This is a genomic window from Amycolatopsis kentuckyensis, assembly GCF_041679295.1.
Classification (GTDB): Bacteria; Actinomycetota; Actinomycetes; order Mycobacteriales; family Pseudonocardiaceae; genus Amycolatopsis; species Amycolatopsis kentuckyensis_A.
This window is the reverse complement of record NZ_JBGDMD010000008.1, coordinates 294,067-310,561: the sequence shown is the minus strand read 5'-3', so window position 1 is coordinate 310,561 and position 16,495 is coordinate 294,067. Positions and strand designations below refer to the sequence as shown.

General features: G+C 71.0%; 16 protein-coding genes. 7 read left to right on the top strand and 9 right to left on the bottom strand.

Features of this window, described 5'->3' with window-relative positions:
* Positions 1–3 precede the first annotated feature (3 nt).
* Positions 4–693: an SDR family NAD(P)-dependent oxidoreductase gene (locus ACERZO_RS33410; RefSeq protein ID WP_444843240.1), complete on the bottom strand. Its 690-nt coding sequence runs from the start codon at positions 691–693 to the stop codon at positions 4–6.
* A 178-nt stretch (positions 694–871) separates the two neighbouring features.
* Between ACERZO_RS33410 and kstD the strand changes: the two genes are divergently transcribed.
* Positions 872–2,587 carry a 3-oxosteroid 1-dehydrogenase gene (kstD, locus tag ACERZO_RS33405; protein ID WP_372669465.1) on the top strand — a complete coding sequence of 572 codons (1,716 nt, stop codon included), beginning with the start codon at positions 872–874 and terminating at the stop codon, positions 2,585–2,587.
* Here the strand turns inward: kstD and ACERZO_RS33400 are convergent.
* From ACERZO_RS33400 to ACERZO_RS33385, 4 genes are read right to left on the bottom strand one after another with little or no spacing between them, the layout of a single operon-like run.
* Positions 2,584–3,606: an LLM class flavin-dependent oxidoreductase gene (locus ACERZO_RS33400; RefSeq protein WP_372669463.1), complete on the bottom strand. Its 1,023-nt coding sequence runs from the start codon at positions 3,604–3,606 to the stop codon at positions 2,584–2,586. The two genes, kstD and ACERZO_RS33400, sit on opposite strands and share 4 nt — an antisense overlap.
* A 15-nt stretch (positions 3,607–3,621) precedes the next feature.
* Positions 3,622–4,806 carry a Glu/Leu/Phe/Val dehydrogenase dimerization domain-containing protein gene (locus tag ACERZO_RS33395; protein WP_372669461.1) on the bottom strand — a complete coding sequence of 395 codons (1,185 nt, stop codon included), beginning with the start codon at positions 4,804–4,806 and terminating at the stop codon, positions 3,622–3,624.
* A complete protein-coding gene (locus ACERZO_RS33390; protein ID WP_372669459.1) occupies positions 4,803–5,402 on the bottom strand; it encodes a TetR/AcrR family transcriptional regulator in 600 nt (199 codons plus the stop codon). The genes ACERZO_RS33395 and ACERZO_RS33390 overlap by 4 nt, the downstream gene beginning before the upstream one ends.
* 22 nt (positions 5,403–5,424) lie before the next feature.
* The gene (locus ACERZO_RS33385; RefSeq protein ID WP_372669457.1) at positions 5,425–6,264 is read right to left on the bottom strand and encodes a hypothetical protein; all 840 of its coding nucleotides are present in this window, start codon (positions 6,262–6,264) and stop codon (positions 5,425–5,427) included.
* A gap of 478 nt (positions 6,265–6,742) precedes the next feature.
* Between ACERZO_RS33385 and ACERZO_RS33380 the strand changes: the two genes are divergently transcribed.
* A protein-coding gene (locus tag ACERZO_RS33380; protein ID WP_372669761.1) for an IS5 family transposase occupies positions 6,743–7,620 on the top strand; the annotation gives its coding sequence in 2 pieces (ribosomal slippage) (positions 6,743–7,136 and positions 7,136–7,620; 879 coding nt in all).
* Positions 7,621–8,055: 435 nt separating this feature from the next.
* On the opposite strand, the gene ACERZO_RS33375 is transcribed toward ACERZO_RS33380, so the two are convergent.
* Positions 8,056–9,741: a TIGR03086 family metal-binding protein gene (locus ACERZO_RS33375; protein ID WP_372669455.1), complete on the bottom strand. Its 1,686-nt coding sequence runs from the start codon at positions 9,739–9,741 to the stop codon at positions 8,056–8,058.
* Positions 9,742–9,834: 93 nt separating this feature from the next.
* On the opposite strand from ACERZO_RS33375, the gene ACERZO_RS33370 reads away from it, so the two are divergent.
* Complete coding sequence (locus ACERZO_RS33370; protein ID WP_372669453.1) at positions 9,835–10,464, top strand: TetR/AcrR family transcriptional regulator; 630 nt, start codon at positions 9,835–9,837, stop codon at positions 10,462–10,464.
* Positions 10,465–10,639: 175 nt separating this feature from the next.
* A complete protein-coding gene (locus ACERZO_RS33365) occupies positions 10,640–11,467 on the top strand; it encodes a DUF11 domain-containing protein (RefSeq protein WP_372669451.1) in 828 nt (275 codons plus the stop codon).
* 73 nt (positions 11,468–11,540) lie between these two features.
* On the opposite strand, the gene ACERZO_RS33360 is transcribed toward ACERZO_RS33365, so the two are convergent.
* A complete protein-coding gene (locus ACERZO_RS33360) occupies positions 11,541–12,278 on the bottom strand; it encodes a trypsin-like serine peptidase (RefSeq protein WP_372669449.1) in 738 nt (245 codons plus the stop codon).
* 95 nt (positions 12,279–12,373) lie between these two features.
* Here ACERZO_RS33360 and ACERZO_RS33355 point away from each other — a divergent pair, with 95 nt between their 5' ends.
* Positions 12,374–13,150, top strand: coding sequence for an alpha/beta fold hydrolase (locus ACERZO_RS33355; protein ID WP_372669447.1), 777 nt, complete (start codon positions 12,374–12,376; stop codon positions 13,148–13,150).
* On the opposite strand, the gene ACERZO_RS33350 is transcribed toward ACERZO_RS33355, so the two are convergent.
* Positions 13,147–13,734, bottom strand: coding sequence for a TetR family transcriptional regulator (locus tag ACERZO_RS33350; protein WP_372669445.1), 588 nt, complete (start codon positions 13,732–13,734; stop codon positions 13,147–13,149). The genes ACERZO_RS33355 and ACERZO_RS33350 overlap by 4 nt on opposite strands.
* A gap of 95 nt (positions 13,735–13,829) precedes the next feature.
* Between ACERZO_RS33350 and ACERZO_RS33345 the strand changes: the two genes are divergently transcribed.
* Positions 13,830–14,864, top strand: a complete 1,035-nt coding sequence (locus ACERZO_RS33345) for an NAD(P)-dependent alcohol dehydrogenase (protein ID WP_372669443.1) — start codon at positions 13,830–13,832, stop codon at positions 14,862–14,864.
* Here ACERZO_RS33345 and ACERZO_RS33340 read toward each other — a convergent pair.
* Complete coding sequence (locus ACERZO_RS33340; RefSeq protein ID WP_372669441.1) at positions 14,861–15,508, bottom strand: rhomboid family intramembrane serine protease; 648 nt, start codon at positions 15,506–15,508, stop codon at positions 14,861–14,863. The two genes, ACERZO_RS33345 and ACERZO_RS33340, sit on opposite strands and share 4 nt — an antisense overlap.
* 96 nt (positions 15,509–15,604) lie before the next feature.
* On the opposite strand from ACERZO_RS33340, the gene folP reads away from it, so the two are divergent.
* Complete coding sequence (folP, locus tag ACERZO_RS33335) at positions 15,605–16,474, top strand: dihydropteroate synthase (protein WP_372669439.1); 870 nt, start codon at positions 15,605–15,607, stop codon at positions 16,472–16,474.
* The last annotated feature ends 21 nt before the right edge of the window (positions 16,475–16,495 follow it).

The window sequence follows — 16,495 nt, the reverse complement described above, 5'->3', positions numbered from 1 at the left end:
AGGTTAGCCGCCGACGAACTCCGCTTCGGCTTCTTTCCGTTCGGTGTAGAGCGTCCACGCCGTGTCCGCGATGTCGTCCGGGTTCAGCGTCCCGGGGGTGAACCCGTGGTCCTGGGACGTGAACTCCCGGTGGATGTCGCCGCGCTCGATGAGGCCGCCGATCGTCAACGCGCCCGCGTAGACGCCGGTATCGCGCAGGGCCTCGTGGAGCGTCAGGACGTACATGCGCAAAGCCGCCGACGCCGGCGCGAAGCTGCCGAGCATCGGCATCGGGTACTTGCCGCTCAGGCCGCCGGCGAAGAGCAGCGCGCCCGAGCCGCGTTCAAGCATGCCGGGCAGGACCGCTTCGACGAGCCGCGCCGCCGGGACCACGATCGACTCGAAGGGCGCGCGCACGACGTCGGCGCTTGCTTCGGTCAGCGGGACGGGGCGGGGACCGGAAAGGTCCGCGGGGCCGAAGTACACCGTGTCGATTTCTCCGGCGTCGGCTTCGATGCGCGCTAGAACGGCTTCCAGTTCGGCCGGGTCGGTCACGTCCGCGGTGTAGGTGTGCGTGGTGCCGCCCACGGACTCGCGGTAGCTCGCGTGCCGGGTTTCGGTGCGCGACACCAGCGCCGTCGTGAAGCCTTCTCGGCTGAACCGGCGGGCGATGGACAGGCCGAGCCCCGGGCCGACCCCCAGGACGGCGATCACTTTGGACAAAGGTCCTCCTCGGATTAACTTGAGACTGACCTCAACTTAGCCACAACTTGAGGGTGTCGTCAACTTGTGCGGCGAATGTCGTCATGGGTTCGGACCAGTGGCCTACCGCGCTGCTCCAAGCGGGTAGAACCTGTTCCAGTTTCCGGAGTGGACCGACACGATGTGCGCCATGGATGCCGAGCTGACCCGCCGCCAGATCCTGCGCGGCACCGCTTTGGGTGTGGGCCTCGCGATGGCGCCCGGGCTCGCGACCGCCGCGACCACCGCCGAGTACGACGTCGTCGTGGTCGGCGCGGGCGCCGCCGGGATGACCGCGGCGCTGACGGCGGCCAAGCGCGGGCTCAGCGTCGTCGTGCTGGAGAAGGCGCCGACGTTCGGCGGGTCCGCGGCGCGCTCCGGCGCCGGGATCTGGATCCCGAACAACCCGGTGCTGCTCGCCGCCGGCGTGCCGGACACGCCGGCCAAGGCCGCGCAGTACCTCGCCGCCGTCGTCGGGCCGGACGTCCCGGCCGCTCGCCAGGATGCGTTTCTGCGCAACGGTCCCGCGATGATTTCGTTCGTCATGGCCAACAGCCCGCTGCGGTTCCGGTGGATGGAGGGCTACAGCGACTACTACCCCGAGCTGCCGGGCGGGCTGCCGAACGGCCGCTCGATCGAGCCGGACCAGTTCGACGGCAACCTCCTCGGCGCCGAGCTCGCGAACCTGAACCCGCCGTACCTCGCCACGCCGGCCGGCATGGTGGTGTTCAGCGCCGACTACAAGTGGCTGAACCTGGCCGCGGTCAACGCGAAGGGTGCGGCGGTCGCGGCCGCGTGCCTCGCGCGCGGAACGGCCGCCGCGCTGGCCGGCCAGAAGCCGCTCACCATGGGGCAGTCGCTCGCCGCGGGCCTGCGCGTCGGCCTGCAGCGGGCCGACGTCCCGGTGCTGCTGAACACGCCGTTGCTCGACCTGAACGTCGAAAACGGTGCGGTGACCGGAGTTCTCACGCCGAACGGCCTGGTGCGGGCGCGGCGGGGCGTGATCGTCGGGTCCGGTGGGTTCGAGCACAACGCCGCGATGCGCGCGCAGTACCAGCGGCAGCCGATCGGCACGGCGTGGACGGTCGGCGCGAAGGAGAACACCGGCGACGGCCACCGCGCGGGGCAGCGGGCGGGCGCGGCGCTGGACCTGATGGACGACGCGTGGTGGGGCCCGGCCATCCCGATCCCGGGCGACCCGTACTTCTGCCTGGCGGAGCGGACGTTGCCCGGCGGCCTGATCGTCAACCAGGCGGGCAAGCGGTTCGTCAACGAGGCCGCGCCCTACAGCGACGTCGTGCACGTCATGTACGACAAGAACCCCACCGAGCCGGACATCCCCGCGTGGCTCGTCGTCGACCAGAACTACCGGAACAAGTACCTGTTCCGCGACACCCTGCCGCTGCTGCCGCTGCCGGACGCGTGGTACTCGGCGGGTGCGGTCTACAAGGCGTCGAGCATCCAGGCGCTGGGCTCGGCGATCGGCGTGCCGCCGGCCGCGTTGAAGTCCACAGTGGATCGGTTCAACGGCTTCGCGTGGTCCGGTGTGGACGGTGACTTCCGGCGCGGCGTGAGTGCGTACGACCACTACTACACCGACCCGCTGGTGCTGCCCAACTCGTGCCTGGCGCCGCTGTGGGCCCCGCCGTTCTACGCGTTCAAGATCGTGCCCGGCGACCTCGGCACGAAGGGCGGCATGCGCACGGACGCCCGCGCCCGCGTGCTCCGCCCCGACGGCTCGGTGATCCCGGGCCTGTACGCGGCGGGCAACGCGAGCGCGGCGGTGATGGGCCACAGCTACGCGGGCGCGGGGTCGACCATCGGCCCGGCGATGACGTTCGGGTTCGTCGCCGGGAACGACGTCTAGAACTCCTTTTCCACCAAGGGAAGCACTTCGGTGCCGAGCAGTTCGATGGCGCGCATGACGTCCTTGTGCGGCACGCCCGACCAGTCCATCTGCAGGGCGTAGCGGTCGGCGCGGGTGAGCTTCCCGACGGTGATCAGCCGGTCGGAGATCTCCCGCGGGCTGCCGACGAACAGCGCCTGGGCGTCGTGGGTGTAGGAGTCGTACTCGGCCCGCGTCGGGACCGCCCAGCCGCGGGCCTTCGCGCCGTACTTCATCGTCTCGAGCCAGTACGGGTAGAAGGTTTCCTTGGCGTCCTGGGACTTTTCGGCGATGAAGCCGATGGCGCTCATGGTGACGTGCAGGTCCTGCTGCTCGCCCGCTTCACCGGCTTGGCGGTAGAGGTCGACGAGCGGGGCGAAGCGCTCCGGCCGGCCGCCGATCACGGCGTAGACGACGGGCAGGCCCAGCAGGCCGGCGCGGATCGACGACTCGGGGTTGCCGCCGGTGCCGATCGAGATGCGCAAGTGGTCGCCGTACGGGCGGGGCAGGATCCGCGCGTTGTCGAGGGGCGGGCGGAACTTGCCGGACCAGGTGAGCGGGTCCTCGCGGTCGATGTGGAGAAGCAGCGCGAGCTTTTCCTCGAACAGCTCGTCGTAGTCGCCGAGGTCGTTGCCGAAGAGCGGGAAGGACTCGGTGAACGACCCGCGGCCGGCGAGCAGCTCGGCGCGGCCGTGGCTGAGCTGGTCGAGGGTGGTGAACTGCTGGTAGACGCGGACGGGGTCCTCGGTGCTCAGCACGGTGACGGCGGAGCTGAGGGTGATCTGCGTGGTGACGCTCGCCGCGGCGGCCAGGACGGTTCCCGGGTTGGAGATCGCGTACTGGTCGAGGTGGTGCTCGCCGAGGCCGTAGAAGCCCAAGCCCAGCTCGTCGGCGAGCTTGATCCGCTCGAGGGTGTTGGTCAGCGTCTGCGCGACGGACAGCTGCTCGCCGGTGCGGGGGTCCGGCGCGCGGTCGCCGAAGCTGTAGATGCCGAGTTTCATAGAGCGTTCAACTATCTAGGGGGTCGATTCGTTCCCGAAGCGGGCCTGGATGGCTTCGAGGTTCTTCTCCGACAGCTGCAGCGCGGCGGCGCGGAGGCTGAGCCCGTCGAGGGTGGCGCGCTCGAACATCGCCGTCACGAGGTCGCGCATCCGGGTGCGGACCTTGCCGAAGGCCTCGTCGGCGTCCGCCCCGACGTCGCCGAACAGCGTCCACCACCACCAGGAGTTGGTCGCCGAATTGGCCACGAAGTCCGGCAGCACCCGGATCCCGCGGGCGCCGAGCAGCTCCTCGGCGTCGGCCGTCACGGGCATGTTCGCCGCCTCGACGATGAGCTTCGCGCCGATCTTGGCCTGGTTGTCGCTGTCGACGCAGTACGAGATCGCCGCCGGGACGAGCACCTCGGCCGGCACGTCGAGCCACGCCTCCGGCGGCCGGAGCTCGTCGCCCGGCCGGAGGTGGTCGCGGTCGATGCCGCCGAACCGGTCGCGGTGCCGCAGGAGGTTCTCGACGTCGAGACCGTCCGGGTTCACCACCACGCCGCGCACGTCCGAGACGCCGACGACCCGCAGCCCGGCCTCGGCGAGGAACCGCGCGGTCGCCCCGCCCATCGAGCCGAACCCCTGGACCACCGCGCGGTTCGGCCCGCCGAGCCCGAGCATCTCCAGCCCGGTGAGCGTGGCCTGGGCGACGCCGAGACCACCGACCAGCTCGTCGAGCCCCAGGCCGCCGACCTCGATGCGGAAGGCGTCGGCCAGCCGTTCGGTCGCGGCGTCGCGGTCTTCGAGCAGCGGGTAGACCGCCTGGACCGAGCTGAGCAGCCCGATTTCGGCGATGACGCCGTCGATGACGTCCTGGCGCAGGCCGAGGTCCTCGCCCATGGTCCAGTAGCGCTCGATGAGCGGCCGCATGGCGTGCAGGTAGCGGGCGACGACGTCGCGGGCGCGCTCGTCGTACGGGTCGAAGTCGATGCCGCCCTTGGCGCCGCCGAGCGGGACGTAGCGGCCGTCCGGGTCGTAGTTGAGGCCTTCCTTGAGCGTCATGCCCCGGGCCAGGCCGCGCACTTCGAAGAGCGTGCAGCCGCGGCGCATCCGCAGCCCGCCGCTGGCGACGCCGCGGACCAGCCGGTCGATCACCAGGTAGCCGCGGCACCCGGTGACGGGATCGGTCCACGCGACTTCGAGCAGGGCCGGCGCGGTCATCGGACCTCCGCGGTCAGGGCGAGTTCGTGGGCCAGCGCCTGCTCGACCCACTGGGCGCAGTCGCCGGCGGTGACGGTGCCTTCGCGGGCGACGAACTGCACGGCGAGCCCGTCGAGCAGGGCGGTCAGCCGCCACGCGGCCCCGTGCGGATCGGGGCAGCGGAACTCGCCGGCGGCGACGCCCTCGGTGATGAGCGAGACGACGGCGTCGCGCCACCGCAGGTCGAGCCGCTGGACGACGTCCCGCAGTTCGGCGTCCCGCATCGCGGCGGCGCCGGCCTCGATCCACAGGTGCCACCCGGCGGTCGGCGTGGTGGGTCCGTAGAGGAGGAGGACGGCACGCAGCCGTTCCCCGGCCGGGCCGTCTTGCTCGAGTTCGTCGCGCAGGACGGCGAGGTTGCGTTCGGCCGCGTGCCGGAAGGCCTCGATGATGAGGGCTTCGAGGGTGCCGAAGTGGTAGAAGACGAGCGCGGTGCTGACACCGAGGGCCTGGGCGACGTCGGCGGCCCGCACCCCGGCGATGCCCCGCAGCCGCACTTGGTCGAGAGCGGCGAGCAGGATCTCCTCCCGCCGGACGGCGACCTCCTTGCGCTTCATGGGGCAACGGTACCCGGGTGGGTCAGAGCCGCAGTTCGGTGACGAGCGCCCGCAGCCACGGCCCGGCGATCGCGGGTTCGGCGGACATCGTCCGCACGAGCCGATCCCGCGTTCCGGCGGACCGCCCGGCATCGACGAGAGCGAAGGCCTCGGCGAGCGCGCGCCGGGTCGCCTTGCCGTGATCGGGCGTCCGGACGGTCTCATCGGTCCACCGCTGCCGCGGGAAGGAGGGCGTCAGCTTCGGTTGATCGTCCCCGAAGTAGAACCAGACGTCCCGCGCGAGAGAGACGTTCCGCACGGCGGCGGCGGGCAGTTCCCGCGTCCAGCCGGCGTCTTCCTGCCAGCGCCAGGCATCGGGCCGCACGGGCTGCCGCAGGGTGACGCCGAGGAACCGCAGCTTGCGCCGGATGACGTGCCAGGCCTCGCGTTCGTCGTCGATCCAGTCCCGCAGCCGGAGGTAGAGCTCGGTGAAGGTATCGCCTTCGAAGACGAGATCGACGAAGACGGTGGGCCGGGTCCCGCGCGCGAGTGCGTAGGGGGTGATGCCGTTTTCGGCGAGGTTTTCCCTGAGGGTCTCGACGTCTCGCCGGCTGTAGTGCCGCCGCGGCTTGAGCGAGATCGGCAGCTGGTGGACGCGATCGTGCCAGGAGGTGCGTTCGAGGGCCCCGCCGAGGAGATCGTGCATGCTGTCGAGCGAGCGGCCGACGAAGTGGAGTTCGCCGTCGCCGCAGCGGGACAGGACTTTCGCGGTGGCTTCGGTGAGGTCTTCGAGGAACCAGAGGTGGGGTTTTTCGGTTTGGTTGAGGAGCGTCCCGACCTGGTCGGGACGTACCAGGTCCCAGCGAAACGGTCGGTTCGTCATGGGGTTCAGGGTAGGGAGGGGGTTTGGTTGGGGGCAAAGGGTTTTGGGGTGGGTATTCGGTTGCGGAGAGGTGGTGTTTGTGGCGGGTGGGCGATGGTGGGGCGGGCGGGCTTTTTGAACCGCGGCGATGGCCGGTTCGAGGGGCGCGGAGGAAGGCTGTTGCTGGGCAACGGCTTGGCGCGCTTGGTGGCGGCAGAAGGTCGCGCCCGGAGGATGGCTTGGCTCGCGGGCAGGGAAGGCTGCCATCGGGAAATCCTTGGCCGGCCGGTCGAGGACGGACGCTGCAGCAGAGCTCAACACGCGCGCGGTGGGATTGCGGATGCTCGGAGGGGCGCCGGCTAGGGCCTGTATCGAAGTTGTCTCCAGCAAGTTGAGCTGGCGCTGGGCGTGTCGATGGTTGAAATAGGTGAGGTCTCCGGTAGGTGGTTCGTCGACCAAGAAGAACCTGAACACCGGAGACCTCGTGGACACCCTAGCGGTGACGAGGCGGTTCGACCTGACCGACGAGCAGTGGGCGGCGCTGGAGCTGTTGTTGCCCGCGCCGTCGCGGCCGGGTCGACCGCCGTTGTGGAGCAGACGGCAGCTGATCGACGGGATCCGGTGGCGGGTGCGCACCGGCGCTCCGTGGCGGGACATGCCCGAGGGATATGGGTCCCGGGCAGCGGTTTATGGCCTGTTTCGGCGCTGGCAACGGGCTGGTATCTGGCAGCAGCTTCTGACTGCGTTGCAGGCTCTGGCCGAGGCGGCGGGGCGGATCACGTGGGATGCCAGCGTGGATTCCACGATCGCGCGGGCGCATCAGCATGCGACGGGGGCGCGGAAAAGGGGGATCTGCAGGCCGAGCCGCCGGGCGGGGTCACCGTCGAGCCGGAGGATCATGCGTTGGGCCGGTCGCGAGGCGGGTTGACCACAAAAGTGCATCTGGGGTGTGAGCAGGGGCAGAAGCCGTTGTCGATCGTGCTGACCGCGGGACAGCGTGGCGACAGCCCGCAGTTCGTTCCGGTCCTGGCCGGGATCCGGGTGCCTCGACCGGGCCGTGGGCGGCCGCGGACGCGTCCTGATCGGGTGCTGGCGGACAAGGCTTACACCTCGAAGGCCAACCGGGCGCACCTGCGCGGTCGCGGGATCAAGGCGACGATTCCGAGCAAGGCTGATCAGGATGCGCATCGCAAGGCCAAGGGGTCGAAGGGCGGTCGGCCACCGGCCTTCGACCCCGAGATCTACCAGCAGCGTCATGCGGTGGAGTGCGGGATCAACCGGCTCAAACGCCACCGTGGGGTGGCCACCCGCCACGACAAGCTCGCTGTCCGCTACGAAGCCACCGTCCACGTCGCTGCGATCAACGAGTGGCTATGACCCACTTCGATACAGGCCCAAGTGGGGATTGCCGCTGGAGAACCCCGGCTTCGGGGGCGGGAAGGGGTGCGGTGGTGGGGAAGTGGGTGGTCCGGTGGGCTCGGGGGTGTGGTGGTGGGGAAGTGGGTGGTCCGGTGGGCTCGGGGGTGTGGTGGTGGGGAAGTGGGTGGCCCGGTGGGCCCGGGGCGCTGTGGAGGGGAAGCCGTGGTCCCGCGGACTCGGGGTGAGGCGGCGGAGAAGCGGATGCCCCGTGGATCAGGAGCGCCGCGGCGGAAGCGGGTGGCCCCGTAGACCCTGGGCGCGGCGGCGAAGAAGCGGACAGCCCCTTGGCCCCGCGGCCGAGAGCTTGACTCCCGACCCAGCCAACCACCGGCCGGGTCAATGGCCATACCGGGGAGCCGCCTTCGCGGTTCCCCGGCCCCAGCCGTCAACTTTTCACGCCGTCCACTGAGGATCACGGCCCAAGTAGCGCAGCAGCTGCGAAGCCGCGTCGTCCTCGGATGACCCCTCCAGCGCCGGTGCGTACGCGAACCCTCGCAACGGTTCCGCCAACTCCCGCGCCACCGGGAGCAGCGACTCCGCCAAGTACGGCGTCAGCGGGGACTCCTGGCCCGTTGCCACCGCGATGTCCCACGCATGGACCGCCGCGTCCAACGCCGCCGCTCCTACTGCCACCGGTGCCGGGAGGGCTCCCTGGGGGAGGGGCGTCGGGACCTCCGTTGCCGATCGGGGAACCGTGGCGAACGCTGCCGCCGAGGCGGCCAAAGTCGGCTCCAGGAACCCCGCCACGTCCGAGAGCTCGCCTGACGGGGCGAACGGGTTGAAGTTCGGGCCTTCCTCGCCCGTGATGAAGGCTGCGTAGCCCTGCTGGTCGCCTCCCGCGTGGTGGATCACCTGGTTCACCGTCCACTCCGCGCACGGGGTCGGGAGCCCGCCGTCCGTTACTCCCGCCACCGCCGCGCGCAGGGCGTTGTGCGCCGCCGTCAAGAGTGGCCAGCGGTTCAGGCCCGCGAAGAACCCGCGGATGTCCGACACCAGGACCTCCGGTGCCTCGTGTGCCGCGTAGTGGCCGGCCGCGTCTCGGGGGCCGCCGCTTCCCGAACGTGCGTCGTACGCGTTCCAGCTGACGATGTTCGCGTGGTCTCTCTCGGCGAACCGGCGGATCGACTGGAAGTCGCCCGCGAACATCGCCAGGGCCGTCGGGACCGTCGTCGGTGACGAAGGGTGCGAAGGCGTGTGCGCGTCCTCGAAGTAGAAGCGGATCGACGAGCCGCCCGTGCCCGTCAGCCAGTACAGCGCCACGTTCGCGATCACGAAGTCCGCGTCGAGGTGCTCGCCGAACAGCTGCGCGTTCCACGCCAGCAGCGCCAGCGGGGAGTCGGCCAGCGCGAACGCCAGCGTGTGCGGCTGCTGGCTGTGCAACGTGTTGAAGGAGAACATGTTCTCGTAGAACCACTGCAGGTGCGCCAGCGCCGCCTGGTCGGCCTCGCTCAGGTTCGCCATCTCCGCCGGGTCGCCCGACGGGAACGAGAACAGCTGCGTGACGTGCACGCCGACGACCTTCTCCGGCGCCAGCCGGCCGATCTCCGGCGAGATCATCGAACCCGCGTCGTTGCCCGCCGCGCCGTACGACTCGTAGCCCAGGCGGCTCATCAGCTCCGCCCACGCCGCCGCCGTGCGGTGCGTGCCCCAGCCCGCCGCCTTCGTCGGGCCCGAGAACCCGAAGCCCGGCAGCGACGGGATCACCAGGTGGAACGCCGGCTCGCCGGCCGACTCCGGCTCGGTCAGCGGGCCGATCACGTCGAGGTACTCGACGATCGAGCCCGGCCAGCCGTGCGTCAGCACCAGCGGCGTCGCGTCCGCCCGCGACGACCGGACGTGCAGGAAGTGGATCGTCTCGCCGTCGATCTCCGTCACGAACTGCGGGTACGCGTTGAGCTTCTCCTCGAACGCCCGCCAGTCGAACTTCTCCAGCCAGTGCTCGGCCAGCGCGCGGACCCGCTCGTTCGTGACGCCGTACTCGGCGGGCAGGTCGTCCGGCCACAGCGCCCGCTGGAGACGGCCCCGCAGGTCGTCCAGGGCGGACTGGGGGACCTCGGCGCGGAACGGGCGAACGGTCATGACTGGCTCCTCGGGTCGAACTGCTGGAACGGAATGCTTCGTTCCGAACTGTAGCAGACCGGAACGATCCGTTCCAGTGCTAATCTCCAGGGCATGCCCGAGACAGCTCTGCCCGGCCGCCGCGGCCAGGCCGCCCGCAACAACCTCGTCATCCTCGACGCCGCCCGCCACGTTTTCCTCTCGGACCCGAAGGCGCCGATCTCGCAGGTCGCCGAGCGCGCCGGCGTCGGCATCAGTGCCCTCTACCGCCGCTACCCGAGCAAGGAGCAGCTGCTCAGCCGGCTCTGCCACGACGGCCTTCGCACCTACATCGCCGAGGCCGAGGCCGCCGACGAGGAGCCGGACGCCTGGACCGCGCTGACCGGCTTCCTCGAGCGGGTCGTGGACGCCGACGTCCACTCGCTGACCGTCCACCTCGCCGGCACGTTCACGCCGACCGAAGAGATGGGTGCCGACGCGCGCCGCGCCAACGAGCTCTCGGCGGCCCTCTTCGCGCGGGCGCGCGGGACCGGGCGGCTTCGCGAAGATGCCGTCACCGAAGACCTCGGCATGATCCTGGAGTGCTGCGCGGCCATCCGCGTCGACGACGAGGAGCGCACCGCCCAGCTGCGCCGCCGGTACCTCGCGATGCTCGTCGAGGGGCTGGAAGCGGGAAAAGAGCGCGCGCTGCCGGGTCCGCCGCCGCGCCCGGGTGAGATGAACGGGCGCTGGCGTCCGTCCTGACGGCCGTGCCGCGGCGCGTCCGGATGGCGGTAACGAATGTCGGGATTGCGACGACTGATCAGCGTCGGATGTCCACGAATACCACGCAGCACCAGTCAGAGCGGCATTCCCCGGACGGAACAGCGAGACCACGACTATGCACAGACCCTGGCGACGGATCACGATCCTGTCCTCGGTGGCCGCACTGGCCACGGCGTTCATCGCGATGGCGCCCGCCGCGCAGGCGGAAACGCCCACGAGTGCCGTCGAAGTCAGCACCACCACCGTGGTGCCGGGACAGACCTTCACGCTCACGCAAACCATTCACAACGACCGCGATTTCACGGTGACTTTCGCGAAGGGCGCCATTTACGGCACCCCGACCGCGATCGTCGACGTCGTCGACGTGGTGTCCTGCACCAACACGACGGCGGTCGGCTGCTTCCAGGCCGGCAGCAGCTACCGCGCAGCGTTCGGCGACCTCGAGGCCGGCGGCACGAAGACCACGGTGTGGACCCTGAAGGTCAAGGACGCCGCGACGCCGGGCCAGTTCACGCTGCAGCACCAGTTCGTCGGCGACAACTACAGCTTCGACATCCTCGACGGCCCGGTCATCACGGTCGCGAACCCGGCGACCCAGGCCGACGTCAAGGTCGGGCTCGCCGCGGCCGGCCACGGCGGCCTCAACGCGCGCATCGACTACACGGTGACCGTGACGAACAACGGCCCGGCGGCCGCGTCGGGGATCCGCGTGGTGGCAACGTATGCGTCGGGTCTGTCGTACGCGAGCGGCACCGGCTGCGCCCGCGTCGGTTCCACCCGGAACGTGAACTGCGACGTCGCGTCACTGGCGCCGGGTGCCTCGGCGACGGCGAAGTTCTCGGTCAACGGCGGTCTGCTGGCACTCGGCTCGTACACCACGACGGCGGTCCGCACGGCCTCCTCGCCGCAGGATCCCAACAGCGCCAACGACAGCGCGTCGAAGACGTGCTCGGCGCTCACCGGGCTCATCGTGACCTGCTGAGGGTTCGCGAGAGGTGAACCGGGCTCGTGTCCTCCGCCAGGGACGCGGGCCCGGTTCGCGTTTTCCGCCGTGTTCAGCCGGCCATCGAGGCGTACAGCTTCGCGATGTCGTCGTCGAAATAGGCGCTGTAGGAGACGTCCGGGGTGTCGCCGCCGAGCTGGTAGCCGCCGATGACCCCGATGACCGCGCCGTCGGTGACCCACGGCCCGCCGCTGGTGCCGTCCGGGAAACCGGGGCACGCCACGCGCAGTTGATAAGTCTCGAACCGCGTCGTCGTTCCGGTGCACACCACCGGGGAATCGGTCGTGTCGGGGTACCCCGTCAGGGTGATCGTGTGGTCGAATCCGCGATCGGTGCCGAGGGTGTTCGCACCGGTGAGGCTTTCCAGCGACGCCGGATTTCCGGGCTGCTGAACGGTCAGGAACGCGAAATCCAGATCCGGATCGGCCGAAGACGTCCAGCCGTCCGCGACGGCGACGCCCGTGACCGTCCACATTCCCAGTGGCGCGACACCGTCGTGATAGGACGGTGCGAACGCCATTCCTTCCTTGACGCAGTGCGCGGCCGTCAGCACCAGGTCGCCGCCGCCGGAATGCACGACGCTCGCCGTGCAGAAATGGCTCCCGTTCGCGAACAACGCGCCGACCGGGGAAACGGTTTTCGCCGGCGCGGAAGTGGTGGCGGGAGCCGGCGTGGTGCCCGCGGCGTAGGCGTCGTCGGCGGTCGTGTCCGTGCCGGCGACCACGCCGGCGCCGAGCACCAGCACGACCGCCGCGCCCACGAGCGCGGGCCTCAGGAACTTGATCGCCACGACTCCAGATCACCACACCGGAGCCGGGTCGGCAGCGCAACGGACCGGATGCACAGCGACTTCACAGCGGTTGCGAAGCCGTTAGTCTCGGAGGTATGTCGAGTTCGGTCAGGTCGCCCGACGGCACGGTCATCGGATTCGAGACCCTGGGCGAGGGCCCGCCGATGGTCCTCGTGCACGGCACCGGCGCGGACCACACCCGCTGGGCGGCGGTCCGCGAACGGCTCGCCGAGCGCTACCGCCTCCACCTCGTCGACCGCCGCGGCCGCGGGCTGAGCCGGGACGAGGCACCCGAGTACGCCATCGCCCGCGAAGGCGAAGACATCGCCGCCGTGGCCGAAGCCGCCGGGGGAGACGTCTACCTCCTGGCGCACTCCTACGGCGCTTTGTGCGCCCTCGAAGCCGTCCGGAAGACCGACGCCGTGACGCGGCTCGTGGCCTACGAGCCGCCCCGGCCGAAGCCGGGCGAGCACGTCGTCGGAGCGGACGCGCGCGACCGCATGCGAGCCGCCGAAGACCCCGAGGAGATCCTGCGGATCTTCTTGCGGGAGGCGCTGCGGCTCGGCGAGGCCGACGTCGAAGCGATGCGGGGCACGCCGGTCTGGCGGTCGCGGGTCGCCGCCGCGCCCACAATCCCGCGGGAGCTGGACGTCGTCGAGGCGATGGAGTTCGGCGAGAGCCTGGGCGAGATCGCGATCCCGGTCCGGCTGTTCGCCGGCACCGAGAGCCCGGAGTACCTGCGGCTGGCCGCCGGCGCCGTGGCCGCGCGCGTCCCCGGCGCCGACGTCGTGCCGCTGCACGGCCAGGCGCACCAGGCGATGGACTTCGACCCGGACCAGTTCGTCGCGGCGGTGTTCGCCTTCGGGGCCTAAGCGGGCGCGATGGCGCTTCGCACGCACTCCCGCAGCAGCTGCCGGCGCCGGTCGTGGACTTCGGCGGGCTCCGCGTCCGTGGCGGCGTAGACGTTGCTGACCGGTGACCACGCCATCGACATCGCGATCACCAGCGCCATCAGGTCGAACGGGTCGCCCGGCCGGACCAGCCCGGCGGCCTGCGCGTCGGCGATGGCGCGCAGCTTGGGGTCGTCCAGCCGGTCGGTGTCGGCCACCAGGTGACCGGCCGGCCGCCGCTCGAGGCGGGTCCAGGTGGCGAGGCGGATGAGGTCCGGGCGGCGCAGGTACTCGTCGTAGAGGCGGACCGCCCAGCCGGCGAGGTCGGCGCCGTCGATCGGCACCACGTTCACGATCCGCTCCAGCGAGGCGAAGAAGATCGCGTCGAACAGGCCGTCCTTGCTGCCGAAGTAGGCGTACAGCTGGGCCCGGTTCGTCCGGGCCGCTTCGACGATGCGCTCGACGCGGGCCCCGGCGATGCCGTACCGGGCGAACTCCTCGGTCGCGGCGTCCACGATGCGCTGCTTCGTGGCGGCTCCGCGGGCGGTCAGCGGCTTGTCGGCCATGGGCAGAGCGTACAACAGAACAGTCGGTTTGCTTTCCGGGGCGGGGCGCGCTAGCTTCGAAAAACAAACCGACTGTTCTGTTGTCAGGAGCTGCGATGCGAACCACGACCGGCTGGCTGGCCGACACGACCGGACCGGCCCTCCGGCGCGTCACCCTCGAGCGGCGCGACCTGCGCGACGACGACATCGCGATCCGGGTGGACCACTGCGGGGTCTGCCACACCGACCTGCACGCGGTACGCGGCCCCCGGGACACGGCGCTGGTGCCGGGCCACGAGTTCACCGGCGTCGTGACCGCCACCGGGCCCGCGGTGACGCGGTTCGCGGCCGGCGACCCGGTGGCGGTCGGCAACATCGTCGACTCCTGCGGGACGTGCGCGATGTGCCGCCGCGGCCAGGAGAACTTCTGCGCCGAATTCCCGACGCTCACCTACGGCGGAACCGACCGCCACGACGGCTCCCCCACGCTGGGCGCGTTCTCCCGCGAGTACGTCGTGCGGGAGGACTTCGCCTACCGGCTCCCCGCGGGCCTCGACCCCGCGTCCGCCGCGCCGCTGCTGTGCGCGGGCATCACGGTCTGGGAGCCGCTGCGCGCCCTCGGCGCCGGGCCTGGCACCCGGGTCGCGGTGGTCGGGCTCGGCGGTCTCGGTCACCTGGCCGTCAAGCTGGCGGTCGCCCTGGGCGCCGAGACGACGGTCGTCAGCCGTTCCGCCGCGAAGGCCGCCGACGCGAGCCGCCTCGGGGCGCGTGAGCTGCTGGTGTCGACCGACCCCGGGCAGCTCGCGGCGAGCCGCGACCGGTTCGACGTCGTCATCGACACCATCGCGGTGCCCCACGACCTCGGCCCGTACCTGCGCCTGGTCGCCCTGGACGGCACCCTCAGCCAGGGCGGGCACCTCGGCACGCTCACGGTCGAGGCGATGGACCTGCTGGTGGGCCGCAAGAAACTGACGTCGGCGGGCAGCGGCGGGCGGCCCGCGACCGCGGAGCTGCTCGACTTCTGCGCTCGCCACGCCGTCACCGCGGACGTCGAAGTGGTCCCGTCGGCCCAGGTGAACGAGGTGCTGGATCGCCTGGCCCGCAACGACGTCCGCTACCGCTTCGTGCTGGACCTCGCGGACCTCGGCTAGCTCTTGGGCAGCAGGGTGGTCGCCGGGTCGGGGGAGGTGACCGCCTTCGGGCGCTTGTCGCGGAACAGCCAGCCGCCGATGATGCCGCCGGCGAAGCCGAACAGGTGGCCCTGCCAGCTGATGCCCTCTTCGCTCGGCAGCAGGGACGCGAACTGGTAGGCGAAGCACAACGCCATCACCAGCCCGATCACGATGTCGATCGGGTGCCGGTCGAACAGGCCGCGCACGATGATGTAGCCGAAGTAGCCGAACACCAGGCCGCTGGCGCCGACGGTGACCGAGTGCGACGGCGAGATGAACCAGACGCCGAGACCGCTGGCGACGATGATCAGCACGCTCACGCCGAGCCACTTCTTCACGCCGCGGTAGGCGGCGAGGAAGCCGAACACGAACAGCGGCCCCGAGTTGCCCTCGATGTGGCCCCAGCTGCCGTGCAGGAAGGGAGCGGTGAAGATTTCCGGCAGCGACGCCGGGTTCCGCGCCTCGATGCCGAACTCGCTGCTCAGGTCGTAGCCGGTCGGCGCGTTGATCAGCTGGATCACCCACAGGAAGGCCAGCAGGCCGACCATCACCCACAAGGCCTTCTTGGCCTCGGCGATCATCATCTCGGCTTCGCTGCGGGCCGGTCCCTCGCCGCTCGTCATGTCGTTCCCCCTGCTCGGTGTGCGCCCGAGGATAACCGGACAGCGGCCCCGGACGCGGCGTTCCGGACCGAGCCGTGACCTGGCAGGGTTGCGGTCATGACGTCACCCCGGCCGGAGATGGTCTTCCGCGGCCGCCGCATGCCCGGCGACCGCGCGCTGGTCATGGCCATCGTTAACCGCACGCCCGACTCCTTCTACGACAAGGGGGCGACGTTCGCGCAGAACGCCGCGCGCGACGCCGTCGACCGCGCGGTCGCGGCGGGTGCAGACATCGTCGACATCGGCGGGGTGAAAGCGGGCGAGGGCCCCGAGGTCGACGTCGACGAGGAGAGCGCCCGGGTCGTGCCGTTCGTCGCCGAGGTGCGCGAACGCCACCCCGACCTGGTCATCAGCGTCGACACCTGGCGCCACGAGGTCGGCCGCCGGGTCTGCGAGGCCGGCGCCGACCTGCTCAACGACACCTGGGCCGGCGCCGACCCGAAGCTGGTCGAGGTGGCCGCCGAGTTCGGCACGGGTTACGTCTGCTCCCACGTCGGGGGCATGCCGGTGCGGACGGACCCGTACCCCGAGCCGACGCCCGCCCGCCCGTTCTGGCCCCGCTACGACGACGTCGTCGCGGACGTGGTCGCCGAGCTGACCGCGGCGGCCGAGCGGACGGTCGCGGCCGGCGTCCCGCGCGGCGGCGTGCTCGTCGACCCGACGTTCGACTTCGGCAAGAGCACCCGCCACGGCCTGGCGCTGCTGCGCCACTTCGACCGCCTGGTGGCGACCGGCTGGCCGGTGCTCGTCGCGCTGTCGAACAAGGACCTGATCGGCGAGACGCTCGACGTGGAGGCCCACGACCGCCTGGCGGGCACGCTTGCGGCGACGGCGATCGCGGCGCACGCGGGGGCGGCGGTCTTCCGCGCCCACAACGTCCGGGAGACGCGGGAAGCCGTGGAGGCGGTCGCGGGCCTCGCCGTGTAGTGAATGACTCATTCCTGTCAC

Excerpts from the sequence above, each read along its gene's own strand:
- kstD (WP_372669465.1), top strand. The coding sequence starts at position 872 with ATGGATGCCGAGCTGACCCGCCGCCAGATCCTGCGCGGCACCGCTTTG.
- ACERZO_RS33400 (WP_372669463.1), bottom strand. The coding sequence starts at position 3,606 with ATGAAACTCGGCATCTACAGCTTCGGCGACCGCGCGCCGGACCCCCGC.
- ACERZO_RS33395 (WP_372669461.1), bottom strand. The coding sequence starts at position 4,806 with ATGACCGCGCCGGCCCTGCTCGAAGTCGCGTGGACCGATCCCGTCACC.
- ACERZO_RS33390 (WP_372669459.1), bottom strand. The coding sequence starts at position 5,402 with ATGAAGCGCAAGGAGGTCGCCGTCCGGCGGGAGGAGATCCTGCTCGCC.
- ACERZO_RS33385 (WP_372669457.1), bottom strand. The coding sequence starts at position 6,264 with ATGACGAACCGACCGTTTCGCTGGGACCTGGTACGTCCCGACCAGGTC.
- ACERZO_RS33375 (WP_372669455.1), bottom strand. The coding sequence starts at position 9,741 with ATGACCGTTCGCCCGTTCCGCGCCGAGGTCCCCCAGTCCGCCCTGGAC.
- ACERZO_RS33370 (WP_372669453.1), top strand. The coding sequence starts at position 9,835 with ATGCCCGAGACAGCTCTGCCCGGCCGCCGCGGCCAGGCCGCCCGCAAC.
- ACERZO_RS33355 (WP_372669447.1), top strand. The coding sequence starts at position 12,374 with ATGTCGAGTTCGGTCAGGTCGCCCGACGGCACGGTCATCGGATTCGAG.
- ACERZO_RS33350 (WP_372669445.1), bottom strand. The coding sequence starts at position 13,734 with ATGGCCGACAAGCCGCTGACCGCCCGCGGAGCCGCCACGAAGCAGCGC.
- ACERZO_RS33345 (WP_372669443.1), top strand. The coding sequence starts at position 13,830 with ATGCGAACCACGACCGGCTGGCTGGCCGACACGACCGGACCGGCCCTC.
- ACERZO_RS33340 (WP_372669441.1), bottom strand. The coding sequence starts at position 15,508 with ATGACGAGCGGCGAGGGACCGGCCCGCAGCGAAGCCGAGATGATGATC.
- folP (WP_372669439.1), top strand. The coding sequence starts at position 15,605 with ATGACGTCACCCCGGCCGGAGATGGTCTTCCGCGGCCGCCGCATGCCC.